Source organism: Methanomassiliicoccales archaeon, assembly GCA_035527755.1.
Taxonomy (GTDB): domain Archaea; phylum Thermoplasmatota; class Thermoplasmata; order Methanomassiliicoccales; family UBA472; genus UBA472.
The window spans coordinates 98,935-123,053 of record DATKZX010000004.1; the positions used below are offsets into that span (position 1 = coordinate 98,935).

Below are 24,119 nucleotides of genomic sequence, written 5' to 3' on the forward strand. Positions count from 1 at the left end.
TGAGTTTTTTATAGCATAAAGATTGTTGTAATGCTCGGTGGGGAATGGACGAAAGTCTGGTCACTATAGTAAATCTCTTACTTTGTCTGGTCATCATGGCCATTGGTCTATTGGGCTACCGACGGAGCCGGCATGCGCTACCAATGATATTGGCCCTGGTCTTCGGACTGTTCGGGTTGTCCCACGCCCTGGTGCTGATAGGGATATCGAGCGATCTGGAACCCGCGGTGTTCATCATTCGTGGGCTGGCCTATGGACTGGTCATCTATCTCCTGTACCGGTACGTAAGGGTCTTGGACATCTTTTGACGGTTCTGATCGAGACCGTTGACCCCGCGCACACCACATGTTTAATACCGCTCGAAAGGAGTGTTTCAATAGGTGATGTAGTTGGTAACACCATCTGAGGAGATCACCAAGTTAGGCGATATCGCCAGAAGGCACGGAGCTGTTGCCGCCCCCCTAAGCGCGCACGAAGTGGTGGTGGCTGACTGGGTCAGGTTCAAATGCCGCTACGGATGCAAAGGGTACGCTAAACACCTCTCCTGCCCCCCATACGCCCCTGACCCCGAGGAGACCCGCGGGATGTTAGCCGAGTACGATCACGCCTTGTTGCTCAGATTTGACGGAATACCGGGAAGGGAGAATGCCCGGCCGGAGGACGTGCCCGAGGATTTCCACCCTTGGTATAGAGATCTAATACTCTGGGTGAACAAGACGGTACACCTCTTAGAGAAGACCGCCTTCTATGATGGGTACTACAAGGCATTCGGTTTTGGGGCCTACCCATGCATATATTGCGAGCATTGCGTGGCCGAGGAGAGCGAAGGGTCGGTGGACGAGAGCGTGCGTCGAAAATGCCGGCATATGGACCTGGTCCGCCCGAGCATGGAGGCGGCCGGCATGGACGTCTTCGCCACCGCAAGGAAGGTGGGGTGGTCCTTGAGCACCATACCCTGCCAGGATATGCAGTATGGCAAGGTGATCAGATTAGACATCAGGTCAGTAGGCCTGGTGCTTCTGGAATGATGCCTCGAACAGCATAGGAGCGGCTGCTCAGCGTAAAATAGTAATGGATGGTAACGGTTGTTGTCCTGAGGACGCTAGTGACATGGCTGAAGAGAGCGACGGTCGGTCCGGGGACAAAAATGGATCTTTGCCCAAGGAAGTGGCTGCCGGACTAAAAGAAGCGGGAGGGCTGGAAGGTCTGCGGTCCGTCATGCCCGACGAAGCGATCTTGAAGCCCCTGGCCGAGCGGCATCAGGCCCTTTCCGATCCATTGCGGCTCTCCATCCTGTACTTTTTAAGAGGAAGTGAACTGTGCCCCTGCGTCCTGAAAGATATAACCGGATTGAGCGATTCCAAACTGTCCTACCATCTAAGTATTCTGGAGAAGGCTGGCATGATCGTATGGCGTCAAAGCAAGAACTGGCGGGTGTATAGCCTGACCGATCTGGGTAAGGCCTCCGTACCCTGATCTAAACTGAATCGAACACGGTCTTTAGGGGTAATATATAAATCGAAGGCGAACCAATCGACAGTCCATGACAACAAGCGGTGGATCTTCTGCCGGTTCTATGGAACCTCTTTATGCTAAAATAGAGGAAGCCGCCATGCAGGCAGGCTCCGATATGGTCGGCTTTGCCAACATGACCCCGTTGAAAGGATTGCTGGTCGGGGACCCTACAACCTTCGAGTTACCTTTCGCGGTCACCTTTGCAGCGGAGATACCCAAGGTGGCGGTTCAAGCTTCCATGAACAAGCCCAGCGAGGAGATGCGGGAAGCCTACAAGATGTGCAACAAGAAGCTCAAGGCCACCGGAGAAAAGGTGGTGGAGATCCTGACTGCTGCCGGTTACAAAGCACGCTTCATCGACCCGGCCCAGAGAGTGGTCCCTGAAAAGCTGCTGGGACCGATCTCCCAGAAGGCCATCGCCACACAGGCCGGAATGGGTTGGATCGGTAAGAACGGTTTGCTCATCACCGAGAAGTTCGGCCCCCGCCAGAGAATGGGCGCAGTGCTGACCGATATGCCAGTTACCAGAAAGGTCGCCTTGATAAACAACCAATGCGGCGAATGCACTGCCTGCATCGACAACTGTCCAATGAAGGTGTTAAAGGGTCCGGAGTTCGAGCACCACCCTGAGTCCCGTGACCTGGTCATAGACTGGGCAAAATGCGGGGATTACGAGAAACGCCTCATCGGTGACGGCAGCAAGCCTGAGAAGGCCTGCGGACGGTGCATAGCTAGATGCCCCTTTTCATTCCCGGAGAAGTAAAACCTATTAGGGGGCCTGACCCCCGTGCCTTCAATTTTTTTAAGCACGTTCTAGCCGAATGCTTCGGACCTTCAGCAATACCAATGTTCCGTTCAATATCATGGCCACGGCGTTCCAGAGGATCACGGGCAGGTCTTGTATGACCAGACCATACAGCAGCCATAGGGAAAGACCGACCATAAGGAGAACGGGCATGGTCAAAGAGACGTCTTTCATGCTGCCAGTGCGATACCCCTTGATGACCTGCGGGACGAAACCCATGGTCGTAATGAATCCTGCGGTCAGTCCTAGCAAGACGGACATGTCCATGACCCTTCATTCGTTCTTTAATATTCACACTTTCGTCGATCAACGGTTCGGACATGGGACCGGGTCTTCTCTTATACGTTTATAAAGGCCACCGGAAAAAAATGATCGATCGGGAGATATCCCTTCGTTCGGACCCAGAGATCCGATGCCTCTGGATGATAATGGTTGGTAAATACTTAAAATAAGACCTATAAATTTCCTCACCTATGTCCTCATCAGAATCATCCCCCAAGACCGCGGGGGTCCTATTCAACTTGACCATTATCATCTCCGCCCTCGGAGTGTTCGCAGCGATATACTTCTGGTTCGATGACGTGAAAGAAGCTGTTTACATTGCTAGCTTCACCCTGGTCGGCCTGATCGGGATAGTCAGCTTCCTCCGGCATTCGATATTCTACAGATCGGACCAGGCGCGGATGGGTTGGCATCAGGACCGGCCGGAGTTCCAGATAGAAGTGGGCTTTTCCAACCTGGCCATCGGTGTTGCCGCCATCGTCGTTGTCGCACTTGATCTCGGATTGATCGCCAGTGCTGTGTGCCTCCTCACCTATGGAATATATCTGGGAAGCGCCACCGTACTGCACGGCGTAGAGTTCGCCCGGAGGAATAGCGAAAACAGGAACCCTGCGAAGATAATCAACTCCGCCTTCTTTTCGATGATACTGATAGCCTTGGCCGTACTGGCATTGATGGAGGCAGGCGCGCTTTGAGAATCGCACATAATGGCATCCAAGCGTTCAATGATGTGACAAAAAAAGCACCTGATCGACGTCCTGGTCCTCTTTAGAATAATAAGTATTGATCATTTATTGCGGTTCGACATCGAACGTCGCACCGCCCCCTTGATCACGCGTGGCCGCCTCGAGGATTGCATCGAGGTTCACCCCGGTCATCTTCTCCGACAGCTTCCAGACCCTCCTAGCCAGATCGTTATCCTTTCCCCGTTTATGCGGTTCTACCAGGACGGGACATCCTTTGAACTCCATCCAGCCATCGGGACCGAAGTAGTCACCGTTGGTGGCGTTCGGGTCCAAAGCAGCCCGCAATGCAGGCATAGCCCCTTCGTTGAGGCCGTGCATGAATGGTTTTAGACCCTTGCGCATAAGTTTTCCGTTTCTATACAGAGGGGTGTCCACCAGGCCGGGATGACAGGTCAAGCTGATAGGCGCGCCCAAACCCATCTGGTCCAGCCTCCTGTGCAGCTCCCGGGAGAACAGCAGGGTAGCCAGTTTGCTCTGCTTGTAAGCCCTCCACGCCCTGTAGGACCTTTCGGAATTGATATCCTTGAAGTTGATCCGGCCACCTCGATGCACTATGCTCGATTGGGTGATCAAACGGGAATTGGGCGTGTTCGATAGGATACCCAGTAAATGTGCCGTGAGGACGAAATGCCCAAGATGGTTCACTCCCCACTGAGACTCGAACCCATCGTTGGTCCGTCCATAGGGGGGTGTCATTATCCCAGCGTTGTTGATGAGCAGGTCCAGGGAGATGTGCCCTGATCTGAACCATTCTGCGAACCGCTCTATCGAGCGCAGGTCGCCCAGGTCTAATCCCATCGCCGTGGGCGTCGCCCTTGGGATGGACCTTCTTATCTCCATGGCCACGGCCTCAGCCCCTTCCAGATCGATATCGGCCAGTATGACGGCCCCTCCCATTGTCGACAGTGACTTGGCGATGTGCGCCCCCAGTCCGGAGGCCGCGCCGGTTACGATGACGGTCTTGCCGTCGATGCGCGGCACGTTCTCGTCACGCCAATCCCATGCGCGTTCTGGCATGGTGGTGTGGATGTGGTGGTGAGATGATAATCGTTTCCGGGACACTTCCCGGCAGTATGCCCTGAACCCCTCGGGCTCATGGATAAGAATGATGGCGGGCCCGTGGGGATTCGAACCCCAGTCTTCGGCTTCGAAGGCCAAAAGGATATCCAGACTACCCTACGGGCCCATCCGTTGCCGCATATGGGAATGGGGGAGATAATACTATTGTCGGGGCTGAACGCCATCAACAAGCAGCACAGAGGGTGTTCGGCATACCTTGAACAGGTTCATCACCGCATGACAGGGGCAACAGGTGGCTACGGCTATGATATCACCGACCTCGCTACTTTTCACCAGGTTCCTAAGGGATTTCAGGTCCTTTCCCAGGATGGCTCCGTATGCATCGACCTTGATCGTCCTGAGCACCGCATGGCCGATCGACATGTCGTCCAGCACGGCTTTTAACACCTGGTAAAGGTTCGCAACAAGGGAGTGCCCGGTGAGAGGGCAAATTTCTTTTTGCTCGCAATCCTCAGGGCATTTCTTCGACCCTTTGTTCAGTGTCATTAGGACCGTCCCGTTGTCGGGGTCCATGGTGACATTGCCTAGTCCCCCCAATCTGGCCACCAATTTCTTTTCCAGGAAAGAAGAGCCCCTGGGCGATAACCCACCCCCACCCCAGGCCATCGCCAATCGTCCCGCAGTGTGTCCGGGCATGCCAGGGACCAACAGGTCAACGCTTCCCTTTTCCAGAACAGCTACGGCCGTACTAATGACATCCCCGCATAACAAGAGTGGTTTAGCCTCGTACCATAGCTCGTCGATGGAACCGCACACCCGGCATCGATCGGCCACCAGGCAATGTTCGTCTGCGTCCAGGACAGCCACTCGATAGTCCTCCGAGAGCAGCTGGCCCAGCACCTTGGCGCATATCCTACCTCCTCCCAGACATAGGACCCTGGCTGGAACCTCCCCGTTCAATACCTTTCCATCCATGGTCTGGTCTGACACCTTTACCGATACCCCTATCGGTTTTAGGTAATCTTAATAATCTGTTTCCCTCTTCCGCCGTTCATGAAGCGGGTCACCATGGGCCATGGGGCGGGAGGAGAGATGATGCAGGAGCTCATCGTCAAGTCCATTGCGCCTTTCCTACCCAAGATAAGGACCGAGGTGTCACTGGAATCCTATGACGATTCCGCCGTGGTCGATGGTGTGCTTTTTACCACCGACGGGCACACCGTAAAACCCATCTTCTACCCCGGAGGGGACATCGGGTCCCTGGCGGTCAGCGGCACGGTGAATGATATAGCCGTCATGGGGGGAAAGGCCCTGGCATTGTCCAACACCATGATCCTGGAGGAGGGGTTGGAGATCGAGGTCTTGGAAAGAGTGATGAAAAGCATCGGCCGATACTCGGAGATCTCCGGGGTACCAGTGGTGACCGGGGACACCAAGGTCATGGAGAAGGGAGCGATAGACGAGATGGTGGTGGTGGCCTCAGCCATTGGCAAGCGACACCCCTCTATGGATCACAATCTCGAGGTCGCCTCGTCCTATAGAAAGGTCGATTCCCGCTGGCTCACTGACGACAACGTGAGGGATGGGGACATCATACTGGCCTCCGGTACGATGGGCGATCATGGGATCGCCCTGCTCTCATTCCGCGAAGGTTACGGCTTCGAAAGCGAGGTGCAAAGCGACTGCGCCCCCCTCAATCACATGATAGGAAAATTACTGGGGGTAGGAGGGATGACCTCCATGAAGGACGCCACCCGCGGCGGCTTCGCCAACGCCATCAATGAGTGGTGCAGTAAATCCAAGATCGGAATAGAACTGGTGGAGAAGGACATCCCTATTGCAGAGGCTGTGCGCAACGCCAGTGAGATGTTGGGGCTCGATCCATTGACCATCGGGAACGAGGGGAAGGTCATCATAGCCTGCGTTCCGGAAATGGCCGAAGAGGTCCTGAAGGCCTTGAGGGCCGACGAACATGGCAGGAATGCCGCCATCATCGGGAAGGCCAGCAAGAACACGAAACACGTCATGATGCGAACTGAGGTTGGTGGACGGCGCATATTGGAACCGCCTGTGGGCGACCCGGTCCCGCGCATCTGCTGATCTCGAACGCATGACATTGCCTATGACAGCGTATCTTCAATGAGCAATATCTTCGTCGTTACCAAATAAAAGTGCCTCTTTTCAGGTCATTAACCCCTGAACATGGATCATTCAGACGGTGATCCTTTTCAATGACGGGGTTACGATTCTCCCCCATATTATCTATGTCTTAACAATAAATAATTTTTATTTGTACATATAATTATAATTATATGTCGTGTAATTGATTCGTAGGCGATTGCCTTGTCGAATTATTCCGCCATCGCGCGAGAGATGAAAGACATCCTGGGCTTGAAACATGAACCCGTAGCCATCACCCTTATTAAAGAACGAAGCGCCATGCCTGCGGATTACCCTGTACCGGAGACACCTCTGAGGCATTGTGCGACTATTATGAGGGCGCGCAAAGGCGAGAAACTCTTGGTTCCGGCGGACAAGCAAGCATGCCCTGTAGGAGCCTCGGCCATGGGTCTGGTCCCCGTTCCAGAAAAGGTCGCGTCAGGCGATTTCCATTACAATATGGGCATGTACAAGGATTCTGCTGCGGCCAAAAAGACATTGGAGGCCAGACCAGCATTCCCGATGGGTAGCGTGGTCGCGGTGGCGGCGGCACCGTTGGGGCAGGCGACCTTGGAACCCGATGTGGTCGTGATCACGGCCTTGCCGGAGCAGGTATTCTGGCTCATACCGGCCTCTTCCACCTATGAATATGGGGGTCGGGTCACGGTGGAGATGGGAGCGGTCCAGGCCAGTTGCGCCGACTCGACCATCATGCCGATAGTGAGCGGAAAGACCAACATCTCATTGGGATGCTTCGGTTGCCGCAAGACCACCGACATAGCTCCGGAGGAAATGCTGGTCGGGATCCCATTCAAGAGATTTGATGAAATTATGGCCGCATTGAGGGCCATGGGGGCCGGCCCTATCCCGAAATCAAGGGCGAAATAATCCTGGAAGGGAATTGAATGGACGAAAAGGACCAGCGTAACCAATGGAACCTGACCTATACCGGCAAGAACGATTTCTTCGGCCCCGAACCGAGCGACCTTGGACGCCGAGCCGTGAACATCTTCAAGAAGTCCGGAAGTCGAAAGATACTGGAACTAGGCTGTGGCCAGGGACGCGATACATGTCTGTTCGCCAGAGAGGGGTTCAAGGTCATCGCTTTGGATTACTCTGAATCGGGCATATGTCAGATTAGGGAAAGAGCCGAAAAGATGTGCTTGGACCCGAACTTGGAGTGCGTGGTGCAGGATGTGCGTGCCGGAATACCGCTTCCGGACGCATCCGTGGACGCAGTGTACTCGCACATGCTATTCACCATGGAACTGTGGGAGAAGGAGATATCGTTCATCCTGAAGGAATGTCGCCGGGTGCTAAAACCAGGGGGGCTGAACCTTTATTCAGTGCGCAACGACCATGATCCGCACTTCGGCAAAGGGCCGAACAAGGGTGAGGACATGTGGCAGAATCCCATTGGCTTCGTGGTTCACTACTTCTCAGAAGAGAAGATAAGGAGATTGGCAGTTGGCTACGAAATCGTTCATATCCAGGAATTTGACGATCCTTCGCCTCCCTTCACCAAGAAGCTGTACGAGGTTCTGCTTCGGAAGACCTGATCACACCGCTCCAGCGATCAGGTAGCAGATCACGAAGGCGATCAGTCCGACTCCAGCCATCCTGAGGCCCTTCCACCAAGGGTTCCTCTCGCTCATGCGCCCCATGAAGAATCCGGTGACGAATAGTATGGCGATGGCCAGGACCAGGGATGTCTCGGCTGCCACCACCAGCGTATCCCCTCCCATGAACAGGAAGGGTGAGACGATGATCGCCGAGGCCATGAGTGGGGCCAGCGAGTTCAACACCGCGATGATGATGGCACTGGCTTTGGAAGCCTTGCCCAGATTGGTATCTTCCACCGGGCGCAGCATGGCCCGCCCTATCTCGTCCAATCGCCGGGCCTGCTCCAAGCTTTCCGCCTCGTAGACACTGGTGCCAGTGGATATGGACAGCGCTACGCAGCTGGTGATGATAGTGGAGATTACCAGCCCCCTCTCTGCATCGGCGGTCAACGCGGTACCGATTATGATTCCCAGCACCACGAACGTGGTGTCGAACATGGTATTGATAAAATATCTTCTTAGAGCGGGGCCGGTCTCCGGCAGGCTCATGGCCTGCTGGAACCAGGAGCCTCTGCGGTCGTTCTTGGCCACTGGATGATCACCATTTAGAGATTATGTAATGGGAGAGGCGGACTAAAGCCTTTTCGTATGCTGATGGGCGCCCCATCGATCACATCCATCTGAAATGGGTTCAACATTATAATCCATTGATTTTTACAATTAATGATGATGATCAATCAAAACCTTATATAATCTTCAAAGAAATGCTTTTTATAATTCGCCCTGCGGAACTACTTTATGGGGGGGCGGGAGGAGATATTTGATGATGAACAATTTGAAAAAGATGATCGCTGTGGTTATCGCTTTTACCATGCTGTCTGGAGCCTTTTTGGTTATGATCCCGGATAGTGGACAATCGTCACAGGCGAATTCGGAGCCATATGCTGACCAGATACCGATCTACGCAGAGGAGGACATTAGGAACAATGGCATAGATGACCTTGTGAACCCCGGGTTCGACCTGAGCATGGAGGCCCCAATGGCGGATAACATACCCGTCGATACCTCCAACGTTTACATTACCCAGGATATGTATGACGACAGTTTTTACATGGAGCTAATGACCAAACGCGGCGAGGGGGTTCACTGCGAAGTATGGGTCGCTGATGACCTAAATTTCAGCAGCCCTTCCGATCCTCGTAACTCCAAGGTCAACATAACTGATGATCAGGTCCTTTATATCATGGAGGAGTTCGACACTACCATCTACCCTGTTATGACAGACACGTTCATCGAGGCACCAGCTCTGAACGGGACAGATCCTGATATATCCCTGTGGCAGTGGTTGTTCTGGGACGACAGCCTCACCGTTGAAGACATCAGCGATATGCTTTACCCGACCAACGACACGGGCAAGATGATGATCATGATCTTCAACATCCGGGATGACAGCTACTATGACCCCGACTACACGGGAGGGTACATAGCCGGATTCTACTGGAGCTTCATACGTGACCTGTACGACAGGAACGTCATGCACATCGATTGCTATGACTGGGTCAACAGGACCGGTGTACAGTCGGATGTCCCTGACTCGGGCCACTATTCCTACGTGTACGAGTCCACCGTAGCCCATGAGTACCAGCATCTCCTGCACGCCGAGATGGACGGACAGGAGGAAAGCTGGATCAACGAAGGGCTTTCCATGATGTCCGAGTACCTTTGCGGTTACCCGTTGTCCACCAGCCACATGGCCTGGTTCATGGCGACCCCGGATAACTCCCTGACCATTTGGGGAGATCAGGGTGGCATCAACATACTGGCCGACTACGGTCAAGTGCTGATGTTCATGCTGTACATGTACGATCATTACGGTGGCACAGAGATGCTGCAGACCATCTTCACTAGCCAACTTCAAGGCATCGATGGCGTGAACGAGGCCTTGAGGGACATGGGCTACAATCGGATGAACTTTGACAGCGTCTTCCGGAACTGGAGATTGGCCAACCTTCTGTGGACCGATGAGATCGGCGCTGGATTGTACAACTACAAGAGCATCACCTGGGCGGAAATTGGGCAGGAGTTAAAGATCATGTCCTGGGACGCCGATTGGGGAATGCAATCGGGCAGCGAATTTGGAGAGACCTACACCAAGGAGGGAGACCCCACTGGTGTCTACATGCTTGATGCCTACGGTACCGACTACATCGACCTCTACGACATTGGAGGGATGGAAGCCCTCTACCAAAAGCTGGTCTTCGATGGTGATGACTCCGCCACCGTATCTGGTTGGGAGCTGTTTGGCGGAATGGGTCCGTCATACTGGTATTCTCACACTGGCGATGAGATCGACAACCTGTTGATCATGGATGTTGACCTGACGGCTGCAGCGGCCGAAGAAGGAGAATATCTCCACTGGTTGAACATTACCACAGGGTGGGATATGGAGGATTACTGGGACTTCGGGTTCGTACAGGTGTCCACCGATGATGGCCTTACCTGGACCTCCCTGAACGATACCGGCGATTACTGCACCGAGGAGGTCGACTCTGGCGCCATGCAGTCCATCGTCGACAATCTACCCGGGATCACCTCGTGGACCATGGAAGATGTGGAACTGAGCTTCGACCTCTCGGCCTATGATGGTCAGAAGATCATGGTGGGATTCCGCTACATGACCGACTGGGCCACCTCCTTCGAAGGCTGGTGGATCGATCAGGTGTTGGTCGATGGTGCCGAAGTGCCTCTGGACGATCTATACCCAGCAGCGGGACCTGAGGTCGACTTCATGTTGACCATCTTCGCCCCTGGCAACGAGAACGTGGGTCCAATGGTCATGAACATCCCGGTGAGGGACGCGACAGAAGTGGCGCAGAGGCTCATGGGAGCGTTCATGCTCCATGACGAGATCATCATCCTGATCTCGCCGACCGAGGGTCTCGTCGACTATGAGTTCGGTGAAATCTACCGTGGAAACATGATGTTCAGGTAGGTTCAAGCCACAAACAAACCTTTTTCCCTTTTTCTTTTTATAATCCCTGAACCATGACCGTTGCTGAAGGGCCCATGGTCTAGCGGTCATGACGACTCCCTTACACGGAGTAGGTCGCCGGTTCGAATCCGGCTGGGCCCATTCAATTCTCTCTTTTCAGTTCTAATCTGCGTTATCAATCGATTATTCGTATATATACGAACGATTATTATGCTGAGGGAACATGGCTGACGAACAGGTGGAGAAAAAACCGTGCCTGTGGCACGCGACCGACGGTCGTTGCGCAAATTGCAAGGCAAGACGGTATCGACTTGATGCTCTTGGCATGAAGGACGAATACGGCGAATGCAGCGGTCAGAAGGATTACTCCACTTGCGAATTCTACAAAGCGAAGCCTGTGCCCAAGTGAATGTATAACGAGGAGATCAAAGCGTGGTGGACATCGACCTGGGCGGTATGCTAAAAGGACTGAGGTCCCTGAAAGTCGAAGATTGCAGGGCAGCGCTCGAGGAGACCATGGAACTGCTGACCTCGGGTCTTGCCGACCGGGGATTGCTGCAGCCACTGATCGCCCTGACCGCATCAGAGGACGACCAGGTGCGCCGGGACGCCTCCTGGTGCATAGGGAAGCTGGCCTTGATGAAGCTGGGAGATCCCCGTTCGATAGGGGCACTGCTGCCTTTGGCGATGGACCATGACATGGATGTGCGGGAGAACGCCGCCTGGGCCCTGGGAGAACTGACCGGATTGGGCATCGGGGATACCGTAACCATAGAGGCGCTCAATATCCTGCTAACAGACCCGGAGAAGCAGGTGCAAGGTATGGCCGCCTGGGCCCTGGGACGCATGGCCGATAAGATGAGGGTGACCTCGCCTTCATCCGTGCCCCTGTTGAAAATGCTGCTTCAGGATAAGAGCGAGTTCCTGCGCAAGGGAGCTGAATGGTCCATGGAGCGTATTGAAAGATTACAACCGCGTTGAGATCTATAGCGCCCCGTCGTCATTTCAGCGACATGGTTAAATCATAGCGCCCCTAATTCGCTAAAGAATGCCCATTGATCGTATCCTCAAGGTAGGACTGGTCCAGATGGCCATGTCCTTGGACGTTGAAGCTAACTTGCGCAAAGCGATCAGCATGTCCAAGGAGGCGGCCGATCGTGGAGCACAGGTGGTCTGCCTGCCGGAACTGTTCACCACCCTGTACTTTCCAAGAGAGGAGGACCCCGAAGGCAATGCGGACAGGAGCGCCGTGCTGAACACCATACCCGGCATGGTGACCGAGGAGCTGTCCAGATTGGCCCAGGATACGGGAGCGATCGTCATCGGCGGTTCCATCTATGAGGCAGCGGACGAGGGGCTGTACAATACCGCCACCGTTTTCGAGAAGGACGGCCGTTATCTGGGTAAATATCGTAAGACCCACATCCCCCATGATGAGTATTTTTACGAACAGCACTACTTCGATGCCGGAGATACTGGGTTCCAGGTCTTCGAGACCTCGGTCGGACGTCTGTCGGTCCTCATCTGTTACGATCAGTGGTTCCCTGAGGCCGCCCGGTCCGTAGCTCTCATAGGGGCGGAGATGATATTCTATCCCACGGCCATCGGCACGGTACTGGGAATTGAACAGACCGAGGGCGATTGGCAGCAGGCCTGGGAGAACGTCATGCGGGGGCACGCCATCGCCAATGGCACACCGGTGTGCGCCGTCAACAGGGTCGGCATCGAAGGAGATTCGGAGTTCTTTGGCGGGTCCTTCATCTGCGATGCCTTCGGGAAGACCCTGGCCAGGGGAGGACGGGGCGAAGAGATCGTTTTGGCCGATGTCGACATGGACCACGGCCGAAAGATCCGCGAAGGTTGGAGGTTCTTTCACAACCGCCGCCCGGAACATTATGGCCGCCTGGTGCAGAGGACAGGTCCTTGAGGTGATGGTTCGATGAAAACGCCCTGTTCGTTAGGATATTACATGCCGGCCGAATGGTCTAAACATGAGGCTACCTGGCTTTCCTGGCCGAAGAACCCGCTGACCTTTCCCCCGGAGGTGCTGGGGGAGGTGGAAGAGATCTTTGCTCATATGACCGCCGCCCTAAGCGGCGCTGAACTGGTGAAGATACTGGTGGACGACGCCGAGGCCGAAGAGCATGCTTTCAAGAAGGTCGCCAAGGCCGGGGCGGACATGGGCAAGGTCCGGTTCCTGCACATCAAGAGCGCTGACGTTTGGATCAGGGACTATGGCCCGACATTCCTCCTGCATCGACAGACCGGAAAACGAGCGGCGGTGAAATGGCAGTTCAACGCCTGGGGAGGCAAATACGACGACCTGCTGTACGACGATGTGACCGGTAAGGATGTCGTAGAGAGCTCTGGAAGCAAGTATTTCGAGCCAGGGATAGTAATGGAGGGCGGTGCCATCGACGTTAATGGTCAGGGCATGGTATTGACGACGGAGCAATGCCTGCTCAATAAGAACCGCAATCCTCATCTCGATCGTCATCAGATCGAGGAATATCTGCATCGATACATTTCCACGACGGATGTGGTCTGGTTATCGTCTGGCATCGAAGGTGACGATACCGATGGCCACGTGGACGATTTCGCCAGGTTCGCTAGCAGTACGGCGGTCCTATGCGCCCACTCCGATAAAGGGGAGAACGCCCCGGTCCTATGCAGGAACTGGAAGATATTGGAGCAATGGAAGGACCGCGCTGGACTGGAATTGCAACGGTTGCCCATGCCAGCGCCCCTGTACCTGGAAGAGGAGGAACGGAACCTTCCGGCCAGCTACGCCAACTTCTACATCGGGAACAAAGTGGTGCTGTTGCCGGTCTTCAACGACCCCCAGGACCGCAATGCGATCGATATCGTGAGCTCTTTCTTTCCCGGAAGGGAGATCGTACCTATAATGGCCAGAGAGCTAGTGTACGGCTACGGCGGCATTCACTGCGTGACCCAGCAGGAACCGGCGGAACGGGATTGAGGGGTCATCTCCTTTAGAAGGGAGCCGCGGTGAGGGACATTATAAATTAAGCTGCGGTCAATCTATGATTCATGGCGTCTTCCAAGGTCTACTTCACCGATATGCACACTTGCCAGGGCAACAATCTTCTGGACAAGATGGAACGGTTATTGAGCAGGGCCGGACTGAACCGCATGGACCTGGACGGGAAGATGGTGGCCATCAAGATCCATATGGGAGAGCCGGGGAACATAGCTTACATCCGACCGAACCTGGCCGCCGTCCTGGTGAGGATGGTGAAGGAGAAGGGCGGGAAACCCTTCCTCACCGACTGCAACACACTTTATACGGGGAAAAGGGCCAACGCCGTGGACCATTTGAACAGCGCCATGGAGAACGGCTTCAACAGAATAGCCGTAGGATGCGATGTCATCATCGCCGACGGTCTGAGGGGCAACGAACAGCGCGAGATCCAGATCGATAAGGAGCTGTGCCGAACGGCCAAGATAGGCAGCGCGATAGCCGATGCGGACGTGGTCATCTCCCTCAGCCATTTCAAAGGTCATGAGCTCACCGGGTTCGGGGGAGCGCTCAAGAACCTGGGCATGGGCAGCGGCAGCCGTTGCGGCAAGTTGGAGATGCACGCCTCATCCAAGCCCACTGTGGAAAGGAAGAAGTGCGTGGGCTGCGGGCAGTGCGTCAAGAACTGTCCCGAGGATGCCATCGCTCTTGATGATAAGAAGAAGGCGGTCATCGATCGTGAAAAATGTGTTGGCTGCGGGCAGTGCGTCGTCGTATGTCGCTACGGCGCGCCCACGGTGGAGTGGGAGGAATCATCGGAGATCGTCAACAAGAAGATCGCCGAGTACGCCTATGCCGTTATGCTTGGAAAGCCAGGATTGCACATCAACGTCATCATGAACGTCTCGCCGAACTGTGATTGCTGGCCCTTCAACGATTTGCCCATAGTGCCCGACATCGGCATGGCGGCCTCCAAGGACCCGGTGGCGTTGGACGTAGCATGTGCCCAAATGGTCAATGAGGCCCCGGTGATCAAGGGCAGCGTCTTGGACGTAAAAGGGTTCAAGAAGGAGGACAAGTTCAAGGCCGCCCATCCCAAGACAGACTGGATGACCGGCATGGACCACGCCCAGGATATCAAGCTCGGTCGGAAGCAGTACGAGCTGGTTCGATTGAAATGATTGTAAAAGATTTTATTGGATATCCCGTTCACCTGCCATGGTCGATTTCCAGCCGTTCCGCCCCCTGATCCCTCGTCTGAACAGTGGCGAGGACATCATCGGACGCGTCTCCCCACCCTACGATGTCATCTCCCCGTCAGAGCTGGCACGTCTTAAGGGACAACGCTTCAACGTTACCAACATCACTCTGGGCGGGATCGACGGAGATTATACCGAGGCCGGAAGACGTTTGGAATCATGGCTGAAGGACGGAGCCTTGGCCCAGGACCGGAAGGATTGCTTCTACATCTATAAGCAGACGTTCTGCCAGGGCGATCTCTGTTGGCAGAGGACCGGCATCGTCGGCGTCATGGCCGCCAAAGGGTATGCGGAGGGGGTCGTGGCCCACGAGGAAACGTTCTCGAAGGTCAAAGAGGACCGGCTGAATCTGCTGCGGGGTACTGAGACACACTGCGAATCGATATTCGGTATCTTCGACGAGATATCGATGAGGCTCAAGGACCGCATCGAAGACCATGAGACCAAGGTATTGGAGTTCACAGACCGCCAGATGGTACGCCATTGCCTCTTCCGGGTCTGCGATCCGGAAACGGTGATGGGCATCACCGAGGAGCTGAGCGGAAAGACCGTACTCATCGCCGATGGGCATCACCGGTTCGAAACCGCCTCGCGCTATGCCCAAGAGAATGCCGGGGAGACGAAGAAAGGATACGTCCTGACGACCCTGGTGCCCTCCAACGACCCCGGGCTGTTGGTCTATCCTACTCACCGGTTGGTCAAGGAACTGGCCGTGCCCACGGACCGCTTCCTGGAGCTCATGCGGGCTCATTTTGAGCTGCAGGAGGAGAACGATGTCGCAACGCTCCTCGGATCCTTGGAAGGTAGGAGATCGTCCGACCTCGGACTGGTATTGGATGGAAAGGCCTACCTGGCCTCACCAAAGGACCTCTCTTCCGACCCCATGTGGGAGCTTGACTCCTACGTATGCCAGGAAATGGTATTGAAAGGGGATGCCTGGCCAACCGAACCCGCCGTAGAGTACGAGCATGATACGGCCGAGGCGGAGAGAAAGATCGCCGACGGTTATCGTCTGGCGGTGCTGCTGCGTTCACCGTCGGTCAGCAAGATATGGGAGCTGGCCGGGCAGGACCGCCGCATGCCCAAGAAGTCCACTTACTTCTGGCCCAAGATGTGGTCCGGCTTCGTCTACTACCGCATGCGATGATCATTGCAAAATACCACAACTGTCATCGACCGACTTCTGCCATTGGACGAAACGATCTGGATGAGCTTTAAAGGCCGTCAAGCACTCCTGTGAACAGAAATGGTAGGTGTTGCCGTCGAACTCGAGTTCCAGGGACTTCTTACCATTGACACCGATGCCGCAGACCGGGTCATTATCCGTCCGGCGTGCTCTTCCTACCATGATCTGCGCGCCCATACGATAGCAATTTACGGTGACGTTGGCCCCGACCCGGCGAAGCTTGGGCTCGTTCTTATCGTCCTCCACCTCACTGATGATTATTAGGTCGGGGTTCATGCTGCGGGCGGTGATCACCGCTACCATGTTGGGAGGGTCTTTCATGGCCGCTATCAGCCCCTTGGCATGCATGATGTCGGCCTTACGCAACGCCTCTTCGTCCTCGGCGTCCCCCCGAATGACCGGGACCCCTTCGTCAACAAGGTCCTGAACCCTTTCCGGGTTCTTTTCGACCACCACGAACTTCTCCTTGCTGGCCTTCAATTTTTCAGCCACTTCCCGCCCCACGTTCCCATAACCGCAGATGATAAAATGGTCCTTCATCCTGAACCTCCTTTCCGGTAGACCCAATGCCGATCTCAGGTCTCTGCTGATCATCAGATTGAACACCGCTTGCAGTGTGGATATTCCAGCGGCGATGCCCCCTATGGACAAGAACACGGCCACCATCTTGCCCTCACTAGTTACAGGTACGATATCCCCGTATCCCACTGTGGTGATGGTCATGACGGTCAGATAGAGAGCGTCCAATGGTTTGCTCCATAGGTCTTCAGTTAAAAGGAGACCAATGAATCCCCCTAATACGACCATCGTTAGGGCGATAATGGAGTAATACAGGTTGTGTCTCATCTGAAGACCAGTGATGCTAAGAGCGAGGTTATCAGCTATTAGATTATCGCCTACGTCGATACCATATCAGTATTAGAGCCGCCAAGGCGACCGTGGCCACCATACCGAGCAGGGGAAGGACCCACGATGCCTCCGGCTCCTTTATTAGCGTCACATCACCGATTTCCATGTCCTGCCCGGGGAGAACCTGTATCTGTACTTCATTCACCTGATATCCATTTTTTAAGAGGACGATGGAATGGTTCCCGGGGGCGAGAAGGAGAGAGAAGCGCCCATCATCATCCACCTCCAGCATTGTTGCCGAGTTCTCTCCGAACACGACCTGCACACCTGTCAAACCGTTCCCCTCCTCGTCCACCGCTCTACCGTACACCGTGGCGTTGGGGCCTTCTGTTCGAAAGGTCCATTGGAATTCGGTCATGCTGTTCCCGGCCAGGTCCTGACCGAGTACACGGACCTGATACTCAACATCGAAGTCCAGGACCATCGTCGATGTGAGGGTGCGGTCGTCCCACTCCCCCGTTCGCGTGACGTTGTTCACCGACACCATCACCGATCCTTGGTCCATATCCTCTGAGAAGGTGATGTTTATCTGGTCATCGTGGTCGACGGTCTGACCCCGAGGCACGTACTCTATCACACTAGGAGGACTGAGGTCCGGGGTGATGTTCAGACCGGGGATGTTCACCAGTGGGAACGGGTCCTGGCAACCGGAGGGTATCAAGTATGGCCGGTCCACGATTCCATCCTCGTTCTCATCTGGGGACACCCAGTCGGACCACAGGTTCCCTGTTCCGAAGTACCAGCTATTGTTCATGTCCCCGCAAAAGGCCTGCACCCGGCCCACTGAGTATGCCCGTCCCGAATCGTTATTGAAGAGCATGGCGTTGGCATCGATTACGTTGCCAGATCCGCTGGTAAGATAGATGCCTTCGAAAGTGTTCCGTTCGAAGATGTTGCCATTCACCCGACAGTCATCTGAATTCCGCATCTCCAGACCATGCCGCAGATTGGTTTTTATGATATTATCTTGCAGCAGAATATCTTGGCAACCTGAGACCACTATGCCATCGCTCCCCCCGTCCAAGTAACTGTTGTTCAGTATCTGGGAATCGTCCACGTGGACCAGGTACATACCTTCCCCCAGGGAACCGCTCACCGAGTTCCCTATCGCTGACAGCCCTGTGATGATCTGATCGGCAGTGGTAGACGCTCTGATGCCACCGTCGCAATCGATGATGGCGTTGTCGCTGAGAGTGGTGTTCAGGACCGCCCCTGCGCCCAGATATATCCCCCAAGATGCGCTTCCTTTGTTCATCCGCATTATGGTATTGTTCTGCACCAGATTACCTTGGCTGGGCGATATGTAGACGCCGTAGGTGCCATCATCGATCGAATTGTCGACGATGACGTTCAGGTCAGCTCCGCCCTCCAACCTTACTCCATAGGTATTATTGGACAAAGAGCTGTGGGAGACGATATTATCTCTAGCCTCAGGACCGAACCTTATGGCGAAAAGGCAATCGCTAACCTCGTTTTCCAGGAGCTGATTTAACGTCCCCCTCTCGACGAATATCCCGCCATCCCCAGATTGGTCCCTCACCTCGTTCCCTTGGACCAGATTGCCGGTGCAGCCTCTGTTGACCGCGGTCAGCGATATACCCGCGTGGCTGTTCCCAAACGCGACGTTGTCCTTCACAAATACTCCTTGGCTGTCCTCGACCAGTGTGCCTACACCGTTCCCTTCGAAAGTGTTATTGGAGACCTCACATGCGATCCTCTCACAATGCTGAAGATAGACACCGGCAAGATAATTATTGAGGAACGAGGAACTGGACACCACCACGTTCTCGCAGTTGGCAACGGTGATACCTCGGGCGTTGAACTCGGCGTGGAGGTTGACTATCGTTCCGTTGGAGACGTTGAACAGTATGACGCCGGAGCCACTGGCCTGAACGTTCAGATGCTCGCTCTCAGAGGTGTATGCATCGGTGACCGCACAATCGACGATACGGAAGTGCTTGGTGGTGTTAGCTATGAAAATACCGTGGTGCTGGCCGGTGGCATTGACCTGGACGTCGGTAAGCACGTACGGATCGGCCATGGTCCCGCTTCCGGTGAAGCCGGCAGCGAGGAATCCACTATCTCCCTCGATCACCAGGGGAGTGCTCGTCTCCGCCCCTGTTGAATAAGGGGAGAATACCAGCAGTATCATTGACACCACTAGAACGATGATCATGGACCTGATAAGAGCCCCCTTACCTTTCCGGTCCGTCATGGTGCAACCCATGGAGATGACCGCTAATCAATATTTGTTGAGAATTGTGGAGCCACTGGAGGGAATTGAACCCTCGACCTACGCCTTACCAAGGCGTCGCTATACCTCTAAGCCACAGTGGCCTTGCTCGACCGAGAAACGGATGGTCGTTCATAAACCTTTTGTTGCTGGAAGTAAACAAAATCCTTTTCATTCCCATTACACTAGAGGTGAACGATGAAGAAGGAGATGACGGCCTTCGACGTGGCGACCATGACGTCGGAGCTTCAGGGCATTTGCGGCGGGTTCCTGGACAAGATATTTCACTGGGAAGGCCGCAACGTGCTCATTAGGATCAATGTTCAGAGCGAGGGAAAGAAGGAACTGTTCCTGAAGGATGGGAAATGGCTGCACTTGGAGGCCGAACGTCCAGAGACCCCGGACACGCCTTCGGGATTCGCCGTGCATCTGAGAAAGGTGCTTAGCAATACCCGCATTCTGTCCGTATCTCAACGGGAGTTCGACCGCATCGTCACCATGGACCTGGCCAGCAAGGAGGGTCATTACCAGGTGATCTTCGAACTGATAGGCGAAGGGAACCTGATCCTGGTCCACGAGGGAAAGATCATCAATGCTCTGGAACAGAAGAAGTGGCGGCACCGAGACGTGATCATTGGTGCTGAGTACGCCTACCCTCCTTCCCGTTTCGATCCTCGGAACGCTTCCTTGGAGGATTACGAAAAGGCCGTACTGGCTTCCAAATCCGATCTGGTGAGGACACTGGCCACATCAGTGAACCTGGGCGGTCAGTACGGTGAGGAGATATGCCTGCGCACCTCCCTGGACAAGGGACGGAAGGCGTCCTCCCTGACCCATGCGGAAATCGTCACCATCTATGAGGCGACCTTAGCCATGTTCCGTGAGCTCCGAGAGTCCCCAAGACCCTGCTTGGTGAAGGACGGAGAGGACACCGTCGATGCTACGCCCATCCCACTGCTGGTCAATTCCGGGTGGACCGCGCAGGACCTGCCTACACTGTCCCAGGCATTGGTCATGTTCCTGGCCCAAAGGAAGGCGGTCGTGGAGAAGAAGGACAGCGAACTAGAGCGGCTGCAGCGCCAGTTGGACCAGCAGATAAAGGGCATCGAGGCCACCGAAAGCGAAGCAGCGGTCCTACAGGCCCAGGGCGACCTGCTTTACACCAGTTATACCGAGGTCAACCTGACGCTGGGAAGAATGAAGGCGTTGGCCCAGAAGAACAACTGGGAGCATCTGAAGGAGGAGGGAGCGAAGATACCACTGGTGACCTCGGTGGATCCCCGGAAGAAGAGCTTCCACATGAAGGTGGGAGAGGAGGATGTGGCCCTCGACTACGACGTTGGCATCGACGAGAACGCCAATCGTCTGTACACCCAGGCTAAGGAGCTGCGGGAGAAGACCTCCGGGGCTAGGACGGCCATGGATGAGACCCGCCGGGCGATCGGGAAGAGAGTGGTCAAGGGAGAGAAGGAAGCGTTGCTGAACAAGGAAAAAGTGGCGCCGACCAAACGCTTCTGGTATGAGAGCTATAAGTGGTTCCTCACCTCCGGAGGACGACTAGTGGTCGGCGGCCGGGACGCCAAGAGCAACGATCAGGTGGTGAAGAAACATCTGGGGGAGAAAGAGCGGTATGCGCACGCGGACATGCATGGTGCCCCCTCCATTGTTCTCAAGAACGGAGCCGACGCTTCAGATGAGGAGATGAAAGAGGTCTGCCAGTTCGCTATATGCCATTCCAAGGCCTGGAACGCAGGGGCTGCCGAGGGTACTGCCTACTGGGTGTTGCCCGATCAGGTTTCCAAAAGGCCAGAGGCCGGTGAGTTCGCCCCTCGAGGGGCTTTTATAATCAGGGGCAAGAGGAACTACATCTACCACCTGCCGTTGGAGATGTTGGTGGCCGAACTGGAGGTCGAAGGGGCGCGAAAGGTCATGTGCGCCCCCCGAGAGAGCGTCGGCGATCGTTCCGTAAAGTATGTGATCATCATCCCGGGAAAGACCCCCAGGGGGAAGATTTCATCGGCATTGGCCCGGGCGTTTCAGGTGCCAGAGGAGGAGATCTCCCGCATACTTCCGCCTGGAGACGTGGCCATCAAGGAAGCTCATGGAGTGATCATTGAGTGAGAAAAAGCGCCCGGGCCGGAATTCGAATCCGGGTCCAGAGGTCCGCAACCTCTTAGGATATCCAAACTACCCCACCCGGGCTTAGATTGTGGAGAATATGCTCCAATTACTAAAGCGTTATTATTGCACTCCATCCATCATCACGAACCGACATGGACCTTTAATCGTGTAAAACCAGGAAATCGATGGGGCGCCCGGGCCGTAGCATAAGTTACAGAATGCGGCCAAAGATGTGGCGCCATATGAAAACCTAGAAAAGATCCCTCGGGGGATCGAAGTCCTCCGCGCATGCGATGATGCGCAGAACGATGTTTAGAACTCTCTTGACTGCCAGTACCGGCTAGCGTACCCTGCTATGCGGTTCCTCATGGTGATGGAATCCACACTAGTAAGCTTCTGGACCAGCACTTTGTTGTTCTCAAAGTCGGCACTGAAGGCCCTTGGGTACCTGTGGACCAATTCGATGGCCACCCTTTTGATGTAAGTTGGTCTGATGTTGCCCATAGCAATCTTCCCAGATAAATCCCGCCAAAGTCATCGCATTATATATATTTTAGCTCCAACCGGGGCTTGCCACAGCTTAACTTGCCTTCCCGACACTTACCCCTTATGCATGATGGCCCGGCATCCCGGAAGATGCTAGGGGATATCTCTCGTACCTCTTTCAGCATCAGTTCGGCCGCGGTCCTGATCTCCTGCTGGGCGCGGCGACAAGTACGCAACGTGAAGAAATGCCATAGCTCTCGGGCGTTCATAGTGACGACGATATTGGTGGTGCAGGCGTTCGGAAGTACATAACGGGCATCCTCGACCGGAACGATGGACACGAGCTGCTGATACGCCTCCCACGCGTTCTGCATGGCCCCCTCGAATATGCGGTTGGCCTCCGGGTCCGCTAGCACTGGTCCGGGGGTCACGTAGTCCGGCTCCAACAACGAAACGTACCGTTGGCTCTGCTGCGAGTAACTGGCCAGCCGATGCCTCACCAACTGATGCGTTAGGGAGCGCGATACCCCCTCCAAACTGAAGGTGTAGGAAGCATGCTCGATCACCGAATGATGCCCCATTCCCACCACCTTATCGATGAAGCCTCCGGCCTTGTCCTCGGTCACGTTCTCCAGTATCTCGCTGGCTGGGTCCATTGAGTAGCAGGAATGGGCGGCAGCGGCGCATAGCCTCTCCGCGTCCTTGGTGTATGATAGCAGGACGACCTTCATCGGAAAGGGTATGCTATTCAGGAAAAAAGGATTTCCCTCAATTCTGAGCTACGAACGAGAAGGAAGCTTCAGCGTTGCTCTTAGGTTGGCTTAATTTCAGGTCCTTCAGGTCCTTGAGCCGGTACACGATCGGATCCCCCCCTGACAGGATCTGGCGAATGCCTTCCACGTGGCCGTCACCAACCACGGCCAGGATGCCACCGTGCTCCCCTTCGGCCTTTAGGATCGCTTTGGCCATGTGCACATTGCGCTCATCGATAAGCACCCTCTTTACTGTCAATAAGTCCGGCAATCCCGAATCCGATGCCGGCGATATCATCTATACCTGATTTTGAAGATGAAATTTCTTTAAGATAATCTTCATTAATAATCTCTTTCAGTACTCCTACCATGAGGTCTTTTAAGGCAACTTTATCCTCTTTGCGGGGGGTAGGATGCGACAGGCTTGAGAGAATTTCACCTTTCTCGGATACGACGACGGTCTTTATGTTGGTACCGCCTATATCGACTCCAACAGCTATCTTCATATAATGTCTTCTCCTGTAATAATGAAAACAAATATTTTTTTAGAAACACCTATATTATCATAATTAATGGAACCGTGCAAAGCATATGAAGCTATATCTATAATAAAGGAGGGGGGAAAAGAAGTCATTTTGCAAAGAACACTGGTTTGAAGTGACGACAAGACGTGAGAGTATATGATTGATCCCGATGCAGCCAGAAGTAGGCGCTTCTAAGCGAGGCATCGAGGAATTCTTTTGATTAAATGGAGGAGATATGAAGTCTTACCGTAAAGAACTCTGGTTTGAGGTGCCGACGAGAAGAGCCTTTATTAACATCACCCCGCAGGTCGAAGAGTGCCTGAAGGAGAGCGGCATTAAACACGGATTAGTACTGTGCAACGCTATGCACATTACCGCCTCTGTATTCATTAATGACGATGAGTCCGGACTGCATCATGATTACGATGTCTGGCTCGAAAAACTGGCGCCGCATGCTTCCACTTCACAATACAGGCACAATGTGGGCGAGGATAACGCGGACGCGCATATGAAGAGACAGATTATGGGCAGGGAGGTTGTGGTGGCTGTGACTGACGGCAAGCTCGATTTTGGAACATGGGAGCGGA

The 24,119-nt window shown here is 54.6% G+C and carries 27 protein-coding genes and 4 tRNA genes; 18 read left to right on the forward strand and 13 right to left on the reverse strand.

Going from position 1 to position 24,119, the window contains the following annotated elements:
• The first annotated feature begins 44 nt into the window (after positions 1 to 44).
• From VMW85_01850 to VMW85_01865, 4 genes are all read left to right on the forward strand, one after another.
• The gene (locus VMW85_01850) at positions 45 to 308 is read left to right on the forward strand and encodes a hypothetical protein (GenBank protein ID HUT26780.1); all 264 of its coding nucleotides are present in this window, start codon (positions 45 to 47) and stop codon (positions 306 to 308) included.
• A gap of 81 nt (positions 309 to 389) precedes the next feature.
• Positions 390 to 1,028, forward strand: coding sequence for a DUF2284 domain-containing protein (locus VMW85_01855; GenBank protein HUT26781.1), 639 nt, complete (start codon positions 390 to 392; stop codon positions 1,026 to 1,028).
• An 82-nt stretch (positions 1,029 to 1,110) separates the two neighbouring features.
• Positions 1,111 to 1,476, forward strand: coding sequence for a metalloregulator ArsR/SmtB family transcription factor (locus tag VMW85_01860; protein HUT26782.1), 366 nt, complete (start codon positions 1,111 to 1,113; stop codon positions 1,474 to 1,476).
• A gap of 136 nt (positions 1,477 to 1,612) precedes the next feature.
• Complete coding sequence (locus tag VMW85_01865; GenBank protein ID HUT26783.1) at positions 1,613 to 2,278, forward strand: 4Fe-4S double cluster binding domain-containing protein; 666 nt, start codon at positions 1,613 to 1,615, stop codon at positions 2,276 to 2,278.
• A gap of 39 nt (positions 2,279 to 2,317) precedes the next feature.
• Here the strand turns inward: VMW85_01865 and VMW85_01870 are convergent, their stop codons facing one another.
• Positions 2,318 to 2,581: a SemiSWEET transporter gene (locus VMW85_01870; GenBank protein ID HUT26784.1), complete on the reverse strand. Its 264-nt coding sequence runs from the start codon at positions 2,579 to 2,581 to the stop codon at positions 2,318 to 2,320.
• 212 nt (positions 2,582 to 2,793) lie between these two features.
• Between VMW85_01870 and VMW85_01875 the strand changes: the two genes are divergently transcribed.
• Positions 2,794 to 3,297 carry a DUF6790 family protein gene (locus VMW85_01875; GenBank protein HUT26785.1) on the forward strand — a complete coding sequence of 168 codons (504 nt, stop codon included), beginning with the start codon at positions 2,794 to 2,796 and terminating at the stop codon, positions 3,295 to 3,297.
• 96 nt (positions 3,298 to 3,393) lie between these two features.
• Here VMW85_01875 and VMW85_01880 read toward each other — a convergent pair whose 3' ends face one another.
• The 3 genes from VMW85_01880 to VMW85_01890 all read right to left on the reverse strand — a co-directional run bounded on the left by VMW85_01880 (position 3,394) and on the right by VMW85_01890 (position 5,358).
• Positions 3,394 to 4,365 carry an oxidoreductase gene (locus tag VMW85_01880; GenBank protein ID HUT26786.1) on the reverse strand — a complete coding sequence of 324 codons (972 nt, stop codon included), beginning with the start codon at positions 4,363 to 4,365 and terminating at the stop codon, positions 3,394 to 3,396.
• Between the two features lie 92 nt (positions 4,366 to 4,457).
• A tRNA-Arg gene (locus VMW85_01885) sits at positions 4,458 to 4,534 on the reverse strand.
• Between the two features lie 35 nt (positions 4,535 to 4,569).
• The gene (locus tag VMW85_01890) at positions 4,570 to 5,358 is read right to left on the reverse strand and encodes a hypothetical protein (GenBank protein HUT26787.1); all 789 of its coding nucleotides are present in this window, start codon (positions 5,356 to 5,358) and stop codon (positions 4,570 to 4,572) included.
• A gap of 63 nt (positions 5,359 to 5,421) precedes the next feature.
• On the opposite strand from VMW85_01890, the gene hypE reads away from it, so the two are divergent.
• The 3 genes from hypE to VMW85_01905 all read left to right on the forward strand — a co-directional run bounded on the left by hypE (position 5,422) and on the right by VMW85_01905 (position 8,087).
• Positions 5,422 to 6,468, forward strand: a complete 1,047-nt coding sequence (gene hypE / locus VMW85_01895) for a hydrogenase expression/formation protein HypE (protein ID HUT26788.1) — start codon at positions 5,422 to 5,424, stop codon at positions 6,466 to 6,468.
• 273 nt (positions 6,469 to 6,741) lie between these two features.
• Positions 6,742 to 7,416, forward strand: a complete 675-nt coding sequence (locus tag VMW85_01900; protein HUT26789.1) for a DUF169 domain-containing protein — start codon at positions 6,742 to 6,744, stop codon at positions 7,414 to 7,416.
• A 17-nt stretch (positions 7,417 to 7,433) separates the two neighbouring features.
• The gene (locus VMW85_01905; protein HUT26790.1) at positions 7,434 to 8,087 is read left to right on the forward strand and encodes a class I SAM-dependent methyltransferase; all 654 of its coding nucleotides are present in this window, start codon (positions 7,434 to 7,436) and stop codon (positions 8,085 to 8,087) included.
• Here VMW85_01905 and VMW85_01910 read toward each other — a convergent pair whose 3' ends face one another.
• A complete protein-coding gene (locus VMW85_01910; GenBank protein HUT26791.1) occupies positions 8,088 to 8,681 on the reverse strand; it encodes a VIT1/CCC1 transporter family protein in 594 nt (197 codons plus the stop codon). It abuts the gene before it with no gap.
• Positions 8,682 to 8,913: 232 nt separating this feature from the next.
• Here VMW85_01910 and VMW85_01915 point away from each other — a divergent pair, with 232 nt between their 5' ends.
• The 8 genes from VMW85_01915 to VMW85_01950 all read left to right on the forward strand — a co-directional run bounded on the left by VMW85_01915 (position 8,914) and on the right by VMW85_01950 (position 16,468).
• Positions 8,914 to 11,082, forward strand: a complete 2,169-nt coding sequence (locus VMW85_01915; GenBank protein ID HUT26792.1) for a hypothetical protein — start codon at positions 8,914 to 8,916, stop codon at positions 11,080 to 11,082.
• A gap of 68 nt (positions 11,083 to 11,150) precedes the next feature.
• Positions 11,151 to 11,223, forward strand: a tRNA-Val gene (locus VMW85_01920).
• 82 nt (positions 11,224 to 11,305) lie between these two features.
• On the forward strand, positions 11,306 to 11,491 hold the full coding sequence (locus VMW85_01925; protein HUT26793.1) for a hypothetical protein: 186 nt from the start codon (positions 11,306 to 11,308) through the stop codon (positions 11,489 to 11,491).
• Between the two features lie 23 nt (positions 11,492 to 11,514).
• Positions 11,515 to 12,063: a HEAT repeat domain-containing protein gene (locus tag VMW85_01930; protein HUT26794.1), complete on the forward strand. Its 549-nt coding sequence runs from the start codon at positions 11,515 to 11,517 to the stop codon at positions 12,061 to 12,063.
• Positions 12,064 to 12,130: 67 nt separating this feature from the next.
• Entirely contained in the window at positions 12,131 to 13,009 is an 879-nt protein-coding gene (locus tag VMW85_01935; protein HUT26795.1) for a carbon-nitrogen hydrolase, read from the forward strand.
• A 12-nt stretch (positions 13,010 to 13,021) separates the two neighbouring features.
• Positions 13,022 to 14,062 (forward strand): agmatine deiminase family protein, encoded by a 1,041-nt coding sequence (locus VMW85_01940; protein HUT26796.1) that lies wholly within the window; start codon positions 13,022 to 13,024, stop codon positions 14,060 to 14,062.
• Between the two features lie 71 nt (positions 14,063 to 14,133).
• Complete coding sequence (locus VMW85_01945; GenBank protein ID HUT26797.1) at positions 14,134 to 15,243, forward strand: DUF362 domain-containing protein; 1,110 nt, start codon at positions 14,134 to 14,136, stop codon at positions 15,241 to 15,243.
• 37 nt (positions 15,244 to 15,280) lie between these two features.
• On the forward strand, positions 15,281 to 16,468 hold the full coding sequence (locus tag VMW85_01950) for a DUF1015 domain-containing protein (GenBank protein ID HUT26798.1): 1,188 nt from the start codon (positions 15,281 to 15,283) through the stop codon (positions 16,466 to 16,468).
• Here VMW85_01950 and VMW85_01955 read toward each other — a convergent pair whose 3' ends face one another.
• The 3 genes from VMW85_01955 to VMW85_01965 form a co-directional block, all read right to left on the reverse strand.
• The gene (locus tag VMW85_01955) at positions 16,469 to 17,314 is read right to left on the reverse strand and encodes an NAD-binding protein (GenBank protein ID HUT26799.1); all 846 of its coding nucleotides are present in this window, start codon (positions 17,312 to 17,314) and stop codon (positions 16,469 to 16,471) included.
• A gap of 82 nt (positions 17,315 to 17,396) precedes the next feature.
• Positions 17,397 to 19,631 (reverse strand): right-handed parallel beta-helix repeat-containing protein, encoded by a 2,235-nt coding sequence (locus tag VMW85_01960; protein HUT26800.1) that lies wholly within the window; start codon positions 19,629 to 19,631, stop codon positions 17,397 to 17,399.
• A 47-nt stretch (positions 19,632 to 19,678) separates the two neighbouring features.
• Positions 19,679 to 19,753, reverse strand: a tRNA-Thr gene (locus VMW85_01965).
• A 94-nt stretch (positions 19,754 to 19,847) separates the two neighbouring features.
• Between VMW85_01965 and rqcH the strand changes: the two genes are divergently transcribed.
• Positions 19,848 to 21,770 carry a ribosome rescue protein RqcH gene (rqcH, locus tag VMW85_01970; protein HUT26801.1) on the forward strand — a complete coding sequence of 641 codons (1,923 nt, stop codon included), beginning with the start codon at positions 19,848 to 19,850 and terminating at the stop codon, positions 21,768 to 21,770.
• Between the two features lie 7 nt (positions 21,771 to 21,777).
• Here rqcH and VMW85_01975 read toward each other — a convergent pair.
• The 5 genes from VMW85_01975 to VMW85_01995 all read right to left on the reverse strand — a co-directional run bounded on the left by VMW85_01975 (position 21,778) and on the right by VMW85_01995 (position 23,514).
• A tRNA-Arg gene (locus tag VMW85_01975) sits at positions 21,778 to 21,851 on the reverse strand.
• Between the two features lie 231 nt (positions 21,852 to 22,082).
• Positions 22,083 to 22,274, reverse strand: a complete 192-nt coding sequence (locus VMW85_01980) for a 30S ribosomal protein S17e (protein HUT26802.1) — start codon at positions 22,272 to 22,274, stop codon at positions 22,083 to 22,085.
• Positions 22,275 to 22,312: 38 nt separating this feature from the next.
• On the reverse strand, positions 22,313 to 22,987 hold the full coding sequence (thyX, locus tag VMW85_01985) for an FAD-dependent thymidylate synthase (GenBank protein HUT26803.1): 675 nt from the start codon (positions 22,985 to 22,987) through the stop codon (positions 22,313 to 22,315).
• A 37-nt stretch (positions 22,988 to 23,024) separates the two neighbouring features.
• Positions 23,025 to 23,267 (reverse strand): TraB/GumN family protein, encoded by a 243-nt coding sequence (locus VMW85_01990; GenBank protein ID HUT26804.1) that lies wholly within the window; start codon positions 23,265 to 23,267, stop codon positions 23,025 to 23,027.
• Positions 23,239 to 23,514, reverse strand: coding sequence for an ROK family protein (locus tag VMW85_01995; GenBank protein ID HUT26805.1), 276 nt, complete (start codon positions 23,512 to 23,514; stop codon positions 23,239 to 23,241). The genes VMW85_01990 and VMW85_01995 overlap by 29 nt, the downstream gene beginning before the upstream one ends.
• Positions 23,515 to 23,767: 253 nt before the next feature.
• On the opposite strand from VMW85_01995, the gene VMW85_02000 reads away from it, so the two are divergent.
• The coding region (locus tag VMW85_02000) for a secondary thiamine-phosphate synthase enzyme YjbQ (protein HUT26806.1) at positions 23,768 to 24,119 on the forward strand (352 nt) is incomplete at its 3' end.